Raw genomic sequence first — 16,017 nt, 5'->3', positions numbered from 1 at the left:
TCCGTACAAGGCTGATGCCATGAAGTCGTCCAGCAAATCGCCCCTCGCCTCGCCGCACAATCCGGCGCTCAGCCCCAGCCACCTGGATTTCCCTGTGGTCGGCCTCGGCGCCTCGGCCGGCGGCCTGGAGGCGATTCGCCGGTTCTTCCAGCACACTCCGGACGATTCCGGCATGGCGTTCGTCGTGGTGCTGCACCTGTCCCCGGACCATCAGAGCCAGGCCGACCGGATCATCCAGGCCGTCACCCGCATGCCGGTGCGCCAGGTCAGCGAGCCGGTACCGATCGAACGCAACCATGTCTATGTCATCTCACCGGCCAATCGCCTGTCGACCAACGACGGCTACCTGCGGGTCAGCCCGGCCAAGCGCAGTCGCGGTGATCATGTGGCCATCGACCTGTTCTTTCGCGACCTGGCCGACGTTCACAAGGATCATGCCTTCTGCGTGGTGCTCTCCGGTACGGGCAGCGACGGCGCCGTAGGCCTGTCGAGAATCAAGGAGCAAGGTGGTGTGACCCTGGTGCAGGCACCTGACGATGCCGAGTATCCCGATATGCCACGTGCGGCGTTGGCCACCGGCATGGTCGACCTGCTGCTGCCGGTGGATGAGATGCCCGCGCGCCTGGTCGAGTTGTGGCGCACGGCGCGCCAGGTGAAGCTGCCGGAAATCGAAGACGACAGCCTGCCGCCGCCACTGGGGGAGCGTGAGGGCGATCCGACGGCGAGCGACCCGTTGCTGGACGAGATCCTGCTGGTGCTGCAAGGCGAGACCGGGCACGACTTCAGCCATTACAAGCGCGCCACCGTACTGCGCCGCCTGGAGCGCCGCCTGCATGTGACCGGCCAGACAGACCTGGCCGGCTATCTCGACTTCCTGCAACGCCACCCTGAGGAATCGCGGGCGTTGCTGGCCGACATGCTGATCGGCGTGACCAACTTCTTCCGCGACCGCGAGGCGTTCGACGCGTTGCAGCGCCATGTGATGCCGGGCCTGGTCAGCAAGGATGCCAATGAAGAGTCCGCGCGCGAGGTACGTATCTGGTCGGCTGGCTGCTCCACTGGCGAGGAGGCCTATAGCCTGGCGATGCTGGTGACCGAGCAGTCGGCGGTGGAACAGCGCAGTGCCCAGGTGCAGGTATTCGCCACCGACCTCGACGAACGTGCCATCGGCATTGGCCGCGCCGGACGGTATCCGGACGCCATCGCCACCGATGTGTCGGCGGCGCGTCTGCGCCAGTTCTTCATCAAGGAGGACCAGCATTTCAGGGTGCGCAAGGAAATCCGGGAAAAGGTCCTGTTCGCCCGCCACAACCTTCTGTCCGATCCACCCTTCTCCCAACTCGACCTGATCGTCTGCCGCAACCTGCTGATCTACCTGGACCGCGATGTGCAGCGCGAAATCCTGCGCCTGTTCCATTTCGCCCTGCGTCCTGGTGGCCATCTGTTTCTGGGCAGCTCCGAGTCGACCGACCTTGCCGCCGACCTGTTTGTCGCCGTGGACAAACGCAATCGTATCTTCCGCGCCCGGGAGGTGCAGACCACCAGCCATCCGGCGCGCCTGCAGGCCCCGGAACCTGTGCTCGCGTCTCCTGCCCGCGCGCGCAGCAGTCGCCGCTTGTCCTACGCCGAGATTCATCACCGCGCTCTCGCCCGCTGCACGCCGCCCAGCCTGGTGGTCGATACCGAGGGCAATATCCTGCACATGAGCGAAGGCGTCGGACGTTTCCTGCGTCACGCAGGTGGCGAGCTCAGCCACAACCTGCTCAGCCTCGTCATCGCGCCGTTGCGACCTGCCCTGCGCAGCACCTTGCTGCAGGCACAAGGCAGCGGCCAGGCGGTAACATCGCGCAGGGTCGCGGTCAGCCTCGACGAACACCCCACCTCCGTACAGATCCTGATCCAGCCGCACCAGGATGACCCCAGTGGCACCGACTGCCTGCTGGTGATATTCCAGTGCGTCGAAACCGACAGCAACACCGGCCCCGCCGTCGAGCAGAGCGAAGGCATGCTGCTGACCAACCTGGAGCGCGAACTGCATCGCACGCGCCTGCAACTGCAGGAAACCATCGAGCAATCGGAGTTTTCCAGCCAGGAACTGACCGCCTCCAACGAGGAAATGCAGGCGATCAACGAGGAGCTGCGCTCGGCCAGCGAGGAACTGGAAACCAGCAAGGAGGAACTGCAGTCGATCAACGAAGAGCTGCTGACGGTCAACTACGAGCTGAAGACCAAGGTCGAGGAAACCGACAAGGTCAATGACTACCTGAGCAACCTGATCGCCTCGACCGACATCGCCACGGTGTTCGTCGACCGCAACCTGTGCATCCGCTGGTTCACCCCCCGCGCCACCGACATCTTCAGCATGTTGCCGGTGGACACCGGGCGTTCGTTGCTCGACATCACCCATCGCCTCGACTACCCCGGCCTGGCCGACGACGCCCGGGCGGTAGTCGAGCGCGAGACCACCATCGAACGCGAGGTGGTCGGCCACAACCAGCACTGGTACCTGGCCCGCCTGCTGCCCTACCGGGCCAGCGAGCGCAACGTCGACGGCACCGTGCTGACCTTCATCGACATCAGCCAGAGCCGCGCCGCGGAGGAACGCCTGCGCCAGGGCGAGGAGCGCATGCGCCTGGTGGCGGAGAGCACCCACGACTTCGCCATCATCCTGCTTGACGAACAAGGCCTGATCACCGACTGGAACACCGGTGCCGCGCTGATTTTCGGCTATGGCAAGGATGAGGTCCTTGGCCACCATTACAAACTGATCTTTACCGAGCAGGACCAGGCCAGCGGTGTACCCGAGCGCGAACTGCGCAGCGCCCGCCTCCATGGCCGCGGCCAGGACGAGCGCTGGCACGTGCGCAAGGATGGCAGCCGCTTCTACTGCAGCGGCGAGGTATCGCGGCTCAAGGGCAGCAGCCTGCGGGGCTACGTCAAGATCGCTCGCGACCTCACCGGCCACAAGCGCCTGCACGACGAGCAGAGCAAGCAACTGGCCGAGTCGCAAAGCAGCAGCCACATGAAGGACGAATTCTTCGCCGTCATGTCCCACGAACTCAAGCATCCGCTGAACCTGATCCAGCTCAACGCCGAGATCCTGCGCCGGTCGCCCTCGGTGAAAGCCGCCAGTACCGCCAGCAAGGCTGCCGCAATCATCTGCGACGCAGTGTCCAGTCAGGCGCGGATCATCGATGACCTGCTCGATGTCGCCCGTATCCGCACCGGCAAGCTCAAGCTCAAGACCCAGGTGATCGACCTGTGCGCGGTGTTGCAGGGTATCCATGCCGTGGTACTCAACGAACAGCATCCTTGCGCCGTGCGCCTGGCACTGCCGGCGGATGGCGCACCTGTCCACATCGAGGCCGATGGCACGCGGCTCGAGCAGATCGTCTGGAATCTGCTGAACAACGCATTGAAATTCAGCCCTGCGGGCAGCGAGATCCGCGTAGTGCTGAGCAGAAGGGACACCCAGGCCCGCCTGGAGGTAATCGACCAAGGCGTCGGCCTGACCGAGGAGAGCCTGGAGCGCGTTTTCGACCTGTTCACCCAGGCCGGCCCGCAGCTGTCCGGCAACCACCGCGACGGCCTGGGTATCGGCCTGTCACTGGTGCGCCAGCTGGTCGAGGCTCATGGCGGGACAGTGGCGGCGTATTCCCCGGGGCTTGGTTGCGGCACGACCTTCACGGTCTGCCTGCCACTGTGCGCGCCCGGGCGCCAGGCTCCGTCGGAGTCGCCCGAACAGACCAGCGACGGCCGCCTGGACGGTATCAAGGTGCTGCTGGTGGACGACTCGGTGGAAATTCTCGAGGTCATGCAGCAGTTGCTGGAGATGGAAAACGCGGAAGTCGAGGCCTACAGCGACCCGCAAGCGGCACTCGAGGCCGCCGCCAGCGGGCGCTACGATATCATCCTGTCCGATATCGGCATGCCGGTAATGGACGGCCACGCCCTGATCAAGGCGCTGCGTGGCCTGGAACACCTGCGCTATACACCGGCCATTGCCCTGACCGGGTATGGCGCCAGCGCCGACCAGTACCGCTCGCGCCAGTCAGGTTTCGACCGCCACCTCAGTAAACCGGTGGGCTACGACGAATTGGTCGACGCCATAGAGACACTGTGCGGGTCGGTGCCCTATTGAGCCAGCACAGCGCCATCAACGCTGATTCCACTGGCACCTGCCCCACTCACGCATGCACGCTCCATTGCACCGCATCCGCAGCGATGGGCATTTCGTCGATGGCATGGATCATTCCGCTGGCCAGCGCCTCCTGCGGCGCCAGGATCCGCGGATAGGCCATCAGGTAGCGCGGCACGTCGAGCACGTCGCTGGCGCCTTCGGTGCGCTCGGCGACGATCTGCGCATACAGGCGCAGGTCGTAGTCCAGGCTCATGGCGTACTCGGCCATGCGCGCATGGTCCACCGAACCGTGCAAGGTCCAATGGAAGGGATGGAACAGGAACTTGCTGCAGGCACAGGCCGTACGATGAACGCCGGCCAGGAACAGGATGTTGCCCATCGACTCGACCGTGCCCAGGTTGTGGGTATGCACCGGCACCGGGAAGGCGCGCAGGAAGTTGTACAGGGTGAAGCCGTAGCTGCATTCGCCGCCCATGGTGGCGATGTTCAGCTGCAATACCTCGGCCCCCTGCTGCAGGGCCTTGGAGCAGGTATTGATCAGGTTGCCGCAGGTCGCGGAGTTGATCGGGCCGGTGTAGTGGATGATGTGTCTGGCCATGTCGTCCTCCAGGGTCAGTCAGGCGTGTTCTTTTCCCCAGCGTCACTGCCCGGCGTCGCCGGGGCGTGCTCGCCCATCTGCTGGTAATGCTTGCGCAGCGCATGCAGTTCGGCCGGCCCCATGTCCTCGAGGTCGAGCAGTGCCTTGTGCGCCCGCTTGGTGGTGCGCAGCAGCTCGTCGATCTTGATGTGCAACTCATCGTTGTCGCGGTTCTGGGTGTTCTGGATCAGGAACACCATCAGGAAAGTGATGATCGTGGTCGAGGTGTTGATCACCAGTTGCCAGGTGTCGTTGAAGTGGAACAACGGCCCGCTGACGCCCCAGGCGATGATCAGCATCAATGCGATGGCGAAGGTCACCGGGCGTCCACTGTGGTTGGCCAGCCATTGGGCAAACCGGTCGAATTTCATGGCTGGATCTCCTTCAGGCCGGTTGCCCGGTTTCGTCAGGCAGGCCTTCGATATCCGGGTCGTCCGGTTGCACCTCCGGCTCGTCCTCCTCCGGTTGCACCGGGGGTTCCGGTTGATCGTCGTCGAAATCGTCGTCGCTGTTCATGGCTCACCTCGGTTTACGCGCCGCCATGCGGTGGAGGCTCGCAAGGCGCGCAAAGTTCCAGTTTTTCTCCCAGACCACGACCTGTACGGCGGTTGTTCACCCGCTAAATATTTGCCTCGCGGTCCTTCAGGCAACTGGTCCGAAAAACCGAGAATATTTGCAGTGCGATGACTGAACACCCAGTCACAACTGAACACAGACCTTCCTGTGTTCGACCAGAGGTAAGCCATCATGGCTGACAATCAAGACAAGGGCGGCGACCGCAACGCCGACAACAACATGGGCAACGCCGGCCAGCAAGGGGGCCACGGCTCGGCAGGCGACATGACCGACCGGCAGAAAGGCGGGCAGCAAGGCGGCCAGCGGCCTGAGGACAAGACCGACAAGGATTGGGCGCAGTCCCAGGATACCGGGCGACAAGGCGGGCAATCGGTGGAACAGCCTGATGACAGGGAGAACCTTACCGACCCTGGAAAAGTTGGGGGTCAACAACGCGACCAAGACCAGGGCATGGACAAGGAACGCTGATTTCACTGGGGTCCACCCAGGGCGACAGCGTTCGCCCTGGGGATCGTATTGACAATCCCGGTACTGGCGGTATGCAAGGCCGAAAATTCTCTGACGAGGTATTAGCCCATGATCGACCCCAATCATCCAGACCCTTACGTCGATGAAGTACCGCACGATCCCGGCGAAAAGGTACCACCGCCCGATCCGGAACATGAGGCGCCCGACTGGCCGGAAGGCCAGGTGCCACCCGAGGAGCAATCCGACGGATGACAAAGTCCTTCGCTTGCGCAGGCTCATCGAAAACGGAGATCGAACAATGACAGCTCAATTGAATGGCAAGCGTGTGGCCTTCCTGGTCACTGATGGCTTCGAACAGGTGGAGCTGACAGGCCCTCGCGAAGCTCTCGAAACCAATGGGGCGATAGTCGACATTCTGAGTGACAAGGAAGGCACCGTTCGCGGCTGGCATCACGACAAGCCTGCCGACGAGTTTGCAGTGGACGCCACCTTCGAGAGCGCCCACCTTGATCTGTACGACGCCATTGTGCTGCCGGGTGGCGTACAGAACGCCGATACCATTCGCCTGATACCCGCGGCTCAGAAACTGGTGAAAAGCCACAACTCGGCAGGCAGACCGCTGGCGGTGATTTGTCACGGTGCCTGGCTGCTGGTGTCGAGTGATCTGGCCAAAGGCAGGCGGCTGACCAGCTACAAGACATTGCAGGATGATATTCGCAACGCCGGTGGCAACTGGGTAGATGAAGAAGTGGTGGTGGACGGCAACCTGATCACCAGCCGCAAGCCAGACGATATCCCGGCTTTCAACGAGCAGTTGATCAAGGCACTGGCGGGTTGAGTGCTGTCGATTCACCACTTGCCCCCAGGAGGCCTCATGAGTGAACCCCGAGAGTTGCATTCAACCGTCATTTGCACGCAGGAGGGAAAGATCCTGTTCGTGCGCAAAGAGGCGCCAGAGTGGTCTTTGCCCGGCGGCAAGCTCGAACCGGGCGAACAACCACTCGAGGCGGCCCGTCGGGAACTGCGGGAGGAGACAAGCCTGACGCTGCGAAACGCTCGGCACCTTGGCCATCACGCCTATGCGATGGAAGAACATTACCTTTACCGGATGCCTGTCGAGCGTTCAGAGGTACCGCGCGCATCCGGGGAGATAGTCGAATGCCGCTGGTTCACACCCGTCGAGTTGGTTCATGTGACGGTGAAGCCTACCAACCTGGACCTGCTCAAGCGGGCAGGACAAATTTGCTAGGAAGTTACTCATAGGCGCAGACAGAAACTCCGAGCTCGACCCAGGGCTTTCCCACCCGCGCCACTCGTCAATCGTGCTGAACCCTCTCACCCCACTACCAGTCGCTACTGATAAGTACACGAACGCAGGGGGCTCTCGTGAGCGAGATCCGCATTGGTATTTCCGGTTGGCGTTATGGCCCATGGCGCAAGGACTTCTACCCCAAGGGACTGCGCCAGGACGACGAGCTGGCGTTCGCCTCGCGGGCGGTCAACAGCATAGAGATCAATGGCTCGTTCTACGCGCTGCAGACACCGGAGCGCTATGGTCATTGGCGTGACCAGACACCGCAGGGTTTCGTGTTCTCGGTCAAGGCACCGCGTTACATCACCCATGTGCGCAGGCTTCGCGAGATCGATGAAGCGCTAGCCAACTTTTTCGCATCGGGCCCATTGCTGCTGGGCGACAAGCTGGGGCCATTTCTCTGGCAGTTTCCGCCGAACCTGAAGTTCGACGCGCAACGCTTCAGCGACTTCCTGGCCAAGCTGCCGCGTGACCGCAACGCTGCCCGCCTCCTCGCTCGCCAGGCGGCCGAGCGCCTGCAAGGCAACGGCGGCACTGCCATCCGAGGTAACGCACGCCTGCGCCACGCCGTGGAGATTCGCCACCCCAGCTTCCTCTGTGACACCTTCATCAGCCTGCTGCGCAAGCACAAGATTGCCTTGGTGGTCGCTGACAGCGCGGGCAAATGGCCTTATGTCGAGGAGGTCACGGCCGATTTCGTGTACCTGCGCCTGCATGGCGATGTCGAGCTCTATAGCAGCGGCTACACCGCCAACGCATTACGCCGCTGGCGCCTGCGCATCCAGGCCTGGGCTGCCGGCGGCCAGCCGGAGGATGCCCAGCACGTGGTAGGCCGCGCTCCGGCAAAACGCGCCTCTCGTGACGTGTACTGCTACTTCGACAACGACCAGAAAGTGCATGCCCCCTACGATGCCCGCCGCCTGCTGGCCAAGCTCGGCCTTGACGGCGAGCTGGTGACCGAGCCTGGCGTCGAGCCGCAGGAGCCGCTATGAACGGGACCCTGCCTGCTCCCCGCTGCATCATCGACAAGGTGAACGCCGTGCACCGCCTGACGGTGCTGACCCTCAACGTGCACAAGGGCTTCACCCTGTTCAACCGCCGCTTCATCCTGCCGGAGCTGCGCGAGGCGGTGCGCGCCACCGGGGCCGACCTGGTGTTCCTGCAGGAGGTGCACGGCAGCCACCAGCGGCATGCCGAACGCCATCCGACCTGGCCGACGGCACCTCAGTACGAATTCCTCGCCGACAGCATGTGGCCGCAATTCGCCTACGGGCGCAACGCGGTCTATCCCCATGGCGACCATGGCAACGCCCTGCTGTCCAAGTTTCCGATCCGCGCCCACGACAACCTCGACGTCACGATCCACGGCAACGAGGAGCGCGGTCTATTGCACTGCCTCCTCGAAGTGCCCGGCCATGAGCAGGTACACGCGATCTGCGTGCACCTGGGGCTGCGCGAAGACCATCGTCAGCGCCAGGTCGGCCTGCTGCTGGCGTTGCTCGACAGCCTGCCGCCGGACGAGCCGGTCATCGTCGCCGGCGACTTCAACGACTGGCGCCTGAAAGCCGATGCGCGGCTGTCGGGACATCTGCGCGAAGCCTTTGGCAAGCCGGCGCGCAGCTTTCCCGCGCGCCTGCCGCTGCTACGCCTGGACCGCATCTACCTGCGCAATGCACAAGCCTGCGAGGCACGGGTGTTGTCCCGGTACCCGTGGTCACACCTCTCCGACCATGCCCCGCTGGTGGCGCAGGTGACGCTATGAAGCAGTCCTGGAGCGACGGCAACCGTGTCGAACTGTTGATCAACGGCGAGCAGTACTACCCGCGCGTGTTCGAGGCCATGGCCCAGGCACAGGTGGAGATCCTCCTGGAGACCTTCATCATCTACGACGACAAGGTCGGCCAACCCTTGCGCCAGGCCCTGATCGACGCCGCGCGGCGCGGGGTGCGGGTCGAAGTGGCAGTGGACGGCTACGGCACTGCGGACCTGCCCGACGATTTCATCGCCTCGATGACCGAGGCCGGGGTGCGCTTCCATTCGTTCGATCCGCAACCCCGGCTGGCTGGCATGCGCACCAACTTGTTCCGCCGTCTGCACCGCAAGATCCTGGTGATCGACGGGCAGCGCGCGTTCATCGGCGGCATCAACTACAGCGCCGACCACCTCGGCGATTTCGGTCCGCAGGCCAAGCAGGACTACGCCGTGGAGGTCGTCGGCCCGGTGGTGGCCCAGGTGCACGCTTCCTCGTGCCGTATGCTCGCAGCGGTGCTGGACGCCGCCAGCCAGGTCCAGCCGACCTGCACCACCGCAGGCACGGCCAGCGCCGTGCTGGTGGAACGCGACAACGGGCGCCATCGCAACGATATCGAGGTCTGCTACCTGCAGGTCTTCCGTGAAGCCAGGCAACGTATCATCGTGGCCAACGCCTACTTCTTCCCTGGCTATCGCCTGCTGCGTGAACTGCGCAACGCCGCCCGGCGGGGGGTGGAAGTGACCCTGATCCTCCAGGGGCAACCAGACATGCGCTGGGTACGCGCGCTCTCGCGACTGCTCTACAACTACCTGCTGCGCGACGACGTGCGCATCCACGAGTACTGCCAGCGCCCGCTGCACGGCAAGGTGGCGTTGGTGGACGACGACTGGTCCACCGTGGGCTCGAGCAATCTCGACCCGCTGAGCCTGTCGTTCAACCTCGAGGCCAACCTGCTGATCCGCGACCGTGGGTTCAACGATGTGCTCTACCAACACTTGAGCGAACTCACCCGCGAACACTGCAAGGCCGTGACGCTCGAACGCATGGTGCGTGGCTACTGGTGGCGCGCACCCTTGATCTTCCTGGGCTTCCATATCACCCGCTATTTCCCGCGTATCGCCGGCTGGTTCCCGGCGCACCGGCAACGCCTGCAGTCGTTGCAAGCCGACAGCGAGGCCCCGGCCGGCTACCACGGGGGCAAGACCTGATGGCCACGCCACGCTGGAAGACCTGGGGCAAACGCCTGCTGACCGTGCTGTTCCTGGTGCTTATCCCGGTGCTGCTGTTCACCCTGGCGCGTAACCTGGACTGGAACGAAGTGCGCCAGTCGCTGCTGGCCTACCGACCCTCGACCCTGGCCCTGGGGTTGCTGCTGGCCCTGTGCAGCTACCTGGTGTTCGCCAGCTACGACCTGCTCGCCCGCGCCTACACCGGCCATCGCCTGCCGGCCCGCCAGGTGCTGCCGGTGGCGTTCGTCTGCTATGCGTTCAACCTCAACTTCACCACTTGGGTCGGTGGCGTGGCCCTGCGTTATCGCCTGTACGGCAGGCTGGGGCTCGATACGCCAACCATCACCCGCATCCTCACCCTGGGCCTGTTGACCAACTGGATGGGCTACCTGCTGTTGGCCGGCACGGTTTTCGCCTTGGGCTTGGTCAAGCTGCCGGATAGCTGGGCGGTGGGCGCCGGCGGCCTGCGTCTGATCGGCGTGCTGATGGTGGCGGTCGCGTTGGCTTACCTGTTCGCCTGTGCCTTCGCCAAGCGACGAACGTGGGACCTGCGCGGGCACGAAGTCACCCTGCCGAGCCTGCGCCTGGCGTTGTGCCAGGTGGCCCTGGGAGCCAGCAACTGGGCGCTGATGGCGGCGCTGATCCACCTGCTGCTGCCACCGGAACTGTTCTATCCCTCGGTGCTGGGGGTATTGCTGATCAGTTGCGTGGCGGGCGTGGTCGCGCATATTCCCGCCGGGCTCGGCGTGCTGGAGGCCGTGTTCCTCGCCCTGCTCCACGGCCAGCTCGGCCAGGGCACGCTGGTCGCCGCGCTGCTGGGTTATCGAACCTTGTACTACCTGATTCCGCTGCTGTTGGCGGTGGTCACCTACCTGATCCTCGAGAAGCGTGCCAAGGCCTTGCGCCGACAGGCCGGGCCGGCCCTCGACAAGCGCTGATGGGCCGTCGGGCCCGGGAGGTACATCATGCGGTTCATTCTGTGTATGGCACTGCTGGGCACCTTGGCCAGCGGGCAGGTGCTGGCCGAAGGCTGCGATGTGGTCACCCGCTCATCCAGCGAGGCGGTCAAGCCGGTGCAGCAGCACACCTGCTACAGCTACGGCAACATGCCGGCCGAAGCGATCGCCTGGTCGTGCAGCAGCGAAAGCAAGGAAATGCTCAACAGCCAGAAACGCAGGGTCGAGCGCTGCGCCGACGGCAGCGTCGGCAGCTGCATCGCGCCGCTGACCCAGGAGACCCTGGCCAACCCCGATGCCGCAGGGCGTGACGAGCCCTCCACCCGTCCAGCCGTGCCCAAGGATGCGCGGATCATCACCTACTACTACGACACCCCGAGCCTGGGCCAGGCGCGCAGCGATTGCGAGCGCAACAACGGGGTCTGGCAGACTCACTGACGCAGAGGAGAACAATCATGCCCCGTGGAGACAAAGACAAGTACACCGACAAGCAGAAACGCAAGGCCGAGCATATCGAGCAGAGCTACGAGGACAAGGGCGTGTCCAAGGACGAAGCCGAAGCCCGCGCCTGGGCCACGGTCAACAAGCAGTCTGGGGGCGGCGAGCGCAAAGGCGGTTCCGGGCAGAAGAAAAGCCCGGCGGCCAAGGCCGAGGCACGGGCTTCATCGGCCCGGCGCGCGGTGGCGACGAAGCACGGCGTGCCTCGCCCCGGACAGCGGCTGGAGGACATGACCAAGGCCGAACTGATGGACCGTGCGCGCAAGCGGCACATTGCCGGGCGCTCGACCATGCGCAAGGGAGAATTGATCGAGGCCTTACGCAAGGTGGCTTGAGACGCGTCGGCGTCCCTACGAGGCAAGCTCGGCGCTGTGCCGTTGCCGTTGCCGTTGCCGTTGCCGTTGCCGATCAAGAGTCTAGCGCCATAGCCCGCTAGCGACAGCTGCGTCTGTCCAGGCGCCGCCCGTAACTTCGCGACTTCAGGAGGCCGAACGCAGGCCTTGCGGAGGGAGGTGACGGGCATGGATGCCCGTCAAGCGCTGCGCCCCAGGATGGGGCGTTCAGCGCGGTCCTCCCGGGAGCAAGGCCGGAGTGAGGGGACCCGGAGCGAAGCGGAGGGCCGGATGAATGGAGCGAGGATTTTTTGGTTCCTTTTTGATCCTTCAAAAAGGAACTCGCCGTAAGGGCGAAAAGGTGACTATGCGTCGACATCGCAAATGAATTCGCTTACAACTATTAAAACCAGCACTGACCGACTTTGACTTTGACTTTGACTTTGACTTTGACTTTGACTTTGACTTTGACTTTTAGAGCATGTGTTTTGAAAGCTATATGCGCATTCATTTGCGATGGTGACGCGAAGTCACCTTTCCGCCCTTACGGCGGGTCCCTTTTTGAAGGATCAAAAAGGAACCAAAAAATCCTCGCTCCATTCATCCGGCCCCTACGCTTCGCTTCGGGGTTCCCTCGCTCCGTTCTTGCTCCCGGGAGGACCGCGCTGAACGCCCCATCCTGGGGCGCAGCGCTTGACGGGCATCCATGCCCGTCACCTCCCTCCGCAAGAACTCCGCTCGGCCTCCTGAAGTCGCAATTGGCGGCGCCTGGACTATCGCGTACTTAGAAGCAAGAGCAAGAGCAAGAGCAAGTACAATGGCAATGGCAATGGCAATGGCAATGGCAATGGCAATGTATGCATATGCAACCACAATGACCAAAATATACTAATCCCGCGCCAGCGCCTCAATAGGATCCAAGCGCGCCGCATTTCGAGCCGGTACAAACCCGAACACAATCCCGATCAACGTAGAACATACAAACGCCGTAACAACCGACCCCAGCGAAAACACCATCTCCCACTGCTTCACGAACAACGCAAACAAATACCCGATCCCATAGGACAACCCAATCCCGATCACCCCGCCAATCAGACAGACCATCACCGCCTCCACCAGAAACTGCTGGCGGATGTCGGACTGCCGTGCCCCCACCGCCATGCGAATGCCAATCTCCCGGGTCCGCTCGGTGACCGACACCAGCATGATGTTCATCACCCCGATCCCCCCCACCACCAGCGAAATCACCGCGATCAGCGACAGCAGCAGGGTCAGCGAGCGGCTGGTCTTCTGCACGGTCTGCATGATGCTGTCGAGGTTGTTGGTGAAGAAGTCCTTGGTACCATGGCGCTGCAGCATCAGCTTGTTGACCTCCTCCTCGACCCGCTTGCTCGGCATGCCATCCTTGATCCGCACGCTGATGCTGTCCAGGTGGCGCTGGCCGAGCACGCGCCCGGCGGCGGTCTCGTAGGGCATCCACACGTTCAGGGTGTTGCCGGCGACGAACAGGTTCTTGTTCTCGGCGGTCACGCCGATCACCGTGCACGGCAGCTTGCCGACCAGGATCACCTGCCCCAGCGGATTGACCCCGTCGCCGAACAGGCGCTTGCGCGTGTTGTGGTCGATCACCACCACCTGCGCCTGGCGCCGGGCGTCGTCGGCGCTGAACACGATCCCCGAGGCCAGCGGAATGTTGCGCACCTGGAAATACTGCTCGCTGACGCCGTTGAGCTGCACGTCAGCGTCGATGTTGCGGTAGCGCACCAGCGAGCTCTGGCCGATCACCGGGGTGGCGCTGTCGACGTAGTAGAGCTCGTTGAGCGCCGTCACATCCGCCGGCATCAAGGTCTCGATGGCCTTGGCCCGGCTGTCGCCGAAACTGGTGCCTGAATAGATGTCGATGGTGTTGCTCCCGATCGCCTGGATGTCCTTGAGCACGTAACCCTTGGCGCCCTCGCCGATGGCCGAGATCGACACCACCGAGGTGATGCCGATGATGATCCCGAGCATGGTCAGCAAGGTGCGCATGCGGTGCGAGACCAGGGCGATCCAGGCCATCTTGAAGGCCTCGCGGAACAGCCCCAGGCTGGCCACCAGCCGCCGCGGTGCCTGCTCGACAGCCGGCGCGGCCTCGGCGGCCGGCGCGGGCGCCTCGGGCCGGGTGCGGCGGTCGCTGACGATCTGACCGTCGCTGACCTCGATGATCCGCTCGGCATGGGCGGCGACCTTGGGGTCGTGGGTCACCAGGATTACCGTGTGCCCGGCAGCGTGCAGCTCCAGCAGGATGTTCATCACCTCCTTGCCGCTGGCGGTGTCGAGGGCGCCGGTGGGTTCGTCGGCGAGGATCACCTCGCCGCCGTTCATCAACGCCCGGCAGATGCTCACCCGCTGCTGCTGGCCGCCGGACAGCTGGCTCGGCCGGTGGGCCAGATGGGTGCCCAGGCCCAAACGGCCCAGCAGTTCACGGGCTCGGGCATGGCGTCCGGCCTGGGGCACGCCGGCATACACCGCTGGGATTTCCACGTTGCGCAGGGCATCCAGGTGCGGCAACAGGTGATAGCGCTGGAAGATGAAGCCGAAATGGTCGCGGCGCAGCGCGGCCAGGGCGTCGTCGTCCAGGTCGCGGGTTTCCTGGCCGCTGACCTGGTAGCTGCCGGCGCTGGCATGGTCCAGGCAGCCGAGGATGTTCATCAAGGTCGACTTGCCCGAGCCAGAGGCGCCGATGATCGCCACCAGCTCGCCGGCATGAATCTGCAGGTCGATGCCCTTGAGCGCCAGGAACTCGCGGTCGCCGGCCATGAAGCTGCGGCTGACCCCTTGCAGGCGCAGCAACGGCTGCTGCTGGTCCGCGGGCCGCGCCAGGCGCGGTGAAAGCTCGACGGTCATGTTCATGCTCACGCCCCCGCCTCGCCCGACACCGGCTCGCCGATCACCACCCGATCGCCTTCGGCCAGGCCATCCTTGACCTGCACCTTGACGTTGTTGTTGATCCCCGCCTGGACCTTGCGTACCTGGGCGAAGCCCTTGGCGTCGATCACCCGCACCGGGAAGCTGCCGTCGGCATCGCGCGGCCCCAGCGCCGCCACCGGCACGGTGAGCACGCCCTGGGCGGTGTCGAGGACGATGCGCACCTGGGCGGTCATCGAGATGCGCAGGCGGTGCTCGGGGTTGGGTACCTCGAACAGTGCGTTGTAGAACACCGCGCTGGCCTGCTTGGCCGCGCCGCTGTTCTTGTCGCTGCTTTCCAGGTAGTTCTGCGGCGCTGGCTCCGTGCCGCGCAGCTTGGCGTAGTAGCGCTGGTCGTCGCCGAGGATGGTGAAGTACACCTGCTGGCCAGGGCTGATATGGATCACGTCGGCCTCGGACACCTGGGCCTTGATGGTCATGGTGTCAAGGTCGGCCAGCTTGAGGATCACCGGCGCCAACTGGTTGGAGATCACCGTCTGGCCTTCCTGGGTGACGATGCCCACCACATGGCCATTGATCGGCGCGACGATGCGGGTGTAGCCGAGGTTGACCCTGGCGGTGTCGATCTGCACCCGGGCGCTCTTGATCTGCGCGTCCAGCGAGCGCAGGTTGGCCTGCTGCACCTCGAACTCGGACTCGGCGCTCTCGAAGTCCTGGCGCGAGATCGACTCGTCGTCCTGCAGCACCTCGTAACGTTCATAGACCCGCTTGGCCTGCTTGAGCTTGGCCTGCACCGAGCGCCGCTCGGCCTGCAGCTTTTCCTCGTCGACTTCGGCCTGGCGCAGGGTGTTCTGCGGCACCAGCGGGTCGATCTCGGCCAGCCACTGGCCCTCGCTGACCTTGTCGCCGAGCTTGACCTTAAGCGACTTGAGCTGCCCGGAGACCTGGGCACCGACGTCCACCTGGCGGATGCCCTCCAGGGTGCCGGTGGCCAGCACCGCGTTCTCGATGTCGCCACGTTCGACCGTGGCGGTAATGTACTGCGGCGGCTTGGCCGGGGCCTGCACCGCGTACAGCACGATGCCGGCGACCAGGGCCGCGGCGACCCCAAGGGTGATCTTGCGAAACTTCGTCTTTTCCATAAAACCGTTCTTCCAGAATCCGATGAGGTCCCGTGGGCGCGGGCATGGCCCGCGCCCACGACGGTG

At 64.1% G+C, this 16,017-nt stretch carries 16 protein-coding genes; 11 read left to right on the top strand and 5 right to left on the bottom strand.

Annotation, left to right across the window (positions count from 1 at the left end; translation table 11 throughout):
- Positions 1 to 19 precede the first annotated feature (19 nt).
- The gene (locus tag K2O50_RS12615; protein WP_050705692.1) at positions 20 to 4,141 is read left to right on the top strand and encodes a CheR family methyltransferase; all 4,122 of its coding nucleotides are present in this window, start codon (positions 20 to 22) and stop codon (positions 4,139 to 4,141) included.
- A gap of 46 nt (positions 4,142 to 4,187) precedes the next feature.
- Here K2O50_RS12615 and K2O50_RS12610 read toward each other — a convergent pair whose 3' ends face one another.
- From K2O50_RS12610 to K2O50_RS26640, 3 genes are read right to left on the bottom strand one after another with little or no spacing between them, the layout of a single operon-like run.
- The gene (locus tag K2O50_RS12610; RefSeq protein ID WP_050705691.1) at positions 4,188 to 4,739 is read right to left on the bottom strand and encodes an ATP-dependent Clp protease proteolytic subunit; all 552 of its coding nucleotides are present in this window, start codon (positions 4,737 to 4,739) and stop codon (positions 4,188 to 4,190) included.
- 14 nt (positions 4,740 to 4,753) lie between these two features.
- Positions 4,754 to 5,149 carry a low affinity iron permease family protein gene (locus K2O50_RS12605; protein ID WP_050705690.1) on the bottom strand — a complete coding sequence of 132 codons (396 nt, stop codon included), beginning with the start codon at positions 5,147 to 5,149 and terminating at the stop codon, positions 4,754 to 4,756.
- 13 nt (positions 5,150 to 5,162) lie between these two features.
- Positions 5,163 to 5,294 carry a hypothetical protein gene (locus K2O50_RS26640; protein ID WP_256205991.1) on the bottom strand — a complete coding sequence of 44 codons (132 nt, stop codon included), beginning with the start codon at positions 5,292 to 5,294 and terminating at the stop codon, positions 5,163 to 5,165.
- Positions 5,295 to 5,525: 231 nt separating this feature from the next.
- Here K2O50_RS26640 and K2O50_RS12600 point away from each other — a divergent pair, with 231 nt between their 5' ends.
- The 10 genes from K2O50_RS12600 (at position 5,526) to K2O50_RS12555 (ending at position 11,905) form a co-directional block, all read left to right on the top strand.
- A complete protein-coding gene (locus K2O50_RS12600) occupies positions 5,526 to 5,822 on the top strand; it encodes a hypothetical protein (RefSeq protein ID WP_082337741.1) in 297 nt (98 codons plus the stop codon).
- Positions 5,823 to 5,930: 108 nt separating this feature from the next.
- Positions 5,931 to 6,074: a hypothetical protein gene (locus tag K2O50_RS12595; RefSeq protein ID WP_156329633.1), complete on the top strand. Its 144-nt coding sequence runs from the start codon at positions 5,931 to 5,933 to the stop codon at positions 6,072 to 6,074.
- A gap of 46 nt (positions 6,075 to 6,120) precedes the next feature.
- Positions 6,121 to 6,660, top strand: coding sequence for a type 1 glutamine amidotransferase domain-containing protein (locus K2O50_RS12590; RefSeq protein WP_050705688.1), 540 nt, complete (start codon positions 6,121 to 6,123; stop codon positions 6,658 to 6,660).
- 36 nt (positions 6,661 to 6,696) lie between these two features.
- Positions 6,697 to 7,071: an NUDIX domain-containing protein gene (locus K2O50_RS12585; RefSeq protein ID WP_050705687.1), complete on the top strand. Its 375-nt coding sequence runs from the start codon at positions 6,697 to 6,699 to the stop codon at positions 7,069 to 7,071.
- Between the two features lie 137 nt (positions 7,072 to 7,208).
- A complete protein-coding gene (locus K2O50_RS12580) occupies positions 7,209 to 8,126 on the top strand; it encodes a DUF72 domain-containing protein (RefSeq protein WP_050705686.1) in 918 nt (305 codons plus the stop codon).
- Positions 8,123 to 8,896 (top strand): endonuclease/exonuclease/phosphatase family protein, encoded by a 774-nt coding sequence (locus K2O50_RS12575; protein ID WP_050705685.1) that lies wholly within the window; start codon positions 8,123 to 8,125, stop codon positions 8,894 to 8,896. The genes K2O50_RS12580 and K2O50_RS12575 overlap by 4 nt, the downstream gene beginning before the upstream one ends.
- Positions 8,893 to 10,095: a cardiolipin synthase ClsB gene (clsB, locus tag K2O50_RS12570; RefSeq protein WP_050705684.1), complete on the top strand. Its 1,203-nt coding sequence runs from the start codon at positions 8,893 to 8,895 to the stop codon at positions 10,093 to 10,095. Before K2O50_RS12575 ends, clsB begins: the two co-directional genes overlap by 4 nt.
- Positions 10,095 to 11,054 (top strand): lysylphosphatidylglycerol synthase domain-containing protein, encoded by a 960-nt coding sequence (locus K2O50_RS12565; protein ID WP_050705683.1) that lies wholly within the window; start codon positions 10,095 to 10,097, stop codon positions 11,052 to 11,054. The genes clsB and K2O50_RS12565 overlap by 1 nt, the downstream gene beginning before the upstream one ends.
- A gap of 27 nt (positions 11,055 to 11,081) precedes the next feature.
- Entirely contained in the window at positions 11,082 to 11,510 is a 429-nt protein-coding gene (locus K2O50_RS12560; protein ID WP_050705682.1) for a hypothetical protein, read from the top strand.
- Between the two features lie 17 nt (positions 11,511 to 11,527).
- On the top strand, positions 11,528 to 11,905 hold the full coding sequence (locus K2O50_RS12555) for a Rho termination factor N-terminal domain-containing protein (RefSeq protein WP_050705681.1): 378 nt from the start codon (positions 11,528 to 11,530) through the stop codon (positions 11,903 to 11,905).
- Between the two features lie 885 nt (positions 11,906 to 12,790).
- Here K2O50_RS12555 and K2O50_RS12550 read toward each other — a convergent pair.
- Together K2O50_RS12550 and macA are read right to left on the bottom strand one after the other, a co-directional pair.
- Positions 12,791 to 14,794: a MacB family efflux pump subunit gene (locus K2O50_RS12550; RefSeq protein WP_050705680.1), complete on the bottom strand. Its 2,004-nt coding sequence runs from the start codon at positions 14,792 to 14,794 to the stop codon at positions 12,791 to 12,793.
- A 2-nt stretch (positions 14,795 to 14,796) separates the two neighbouring features.
- Entirely contained in the window at positions 14,797 to 15,951 is a 1,155-nt protein-coding gene (gene macA, locus K2O50_RS12545; RefSeq protein ID WP_050705679.1) for a macrolide transporter subunit MacA, read from the bottom strand.
- Positions 15,952 to 16,017: the final 66 nt, after the last annotated feature.

The organism is Pseudomonas sp. 2hn (assembly GCF_019646095.1).
GTDB classification, from domain to species: Bacteria; Pseudomonadota; Gammaproteobacteria; order Pseudomonadales; family Pseudomonadaceae; genus Aquipseudomonas; species Aquipseudomonas peradeniyensis.
The sequence above is the reverse complement of the archived record's forward strand: the minus strand, read 5'-3'. Positions and strand labels throughout refer to the sequence as shown.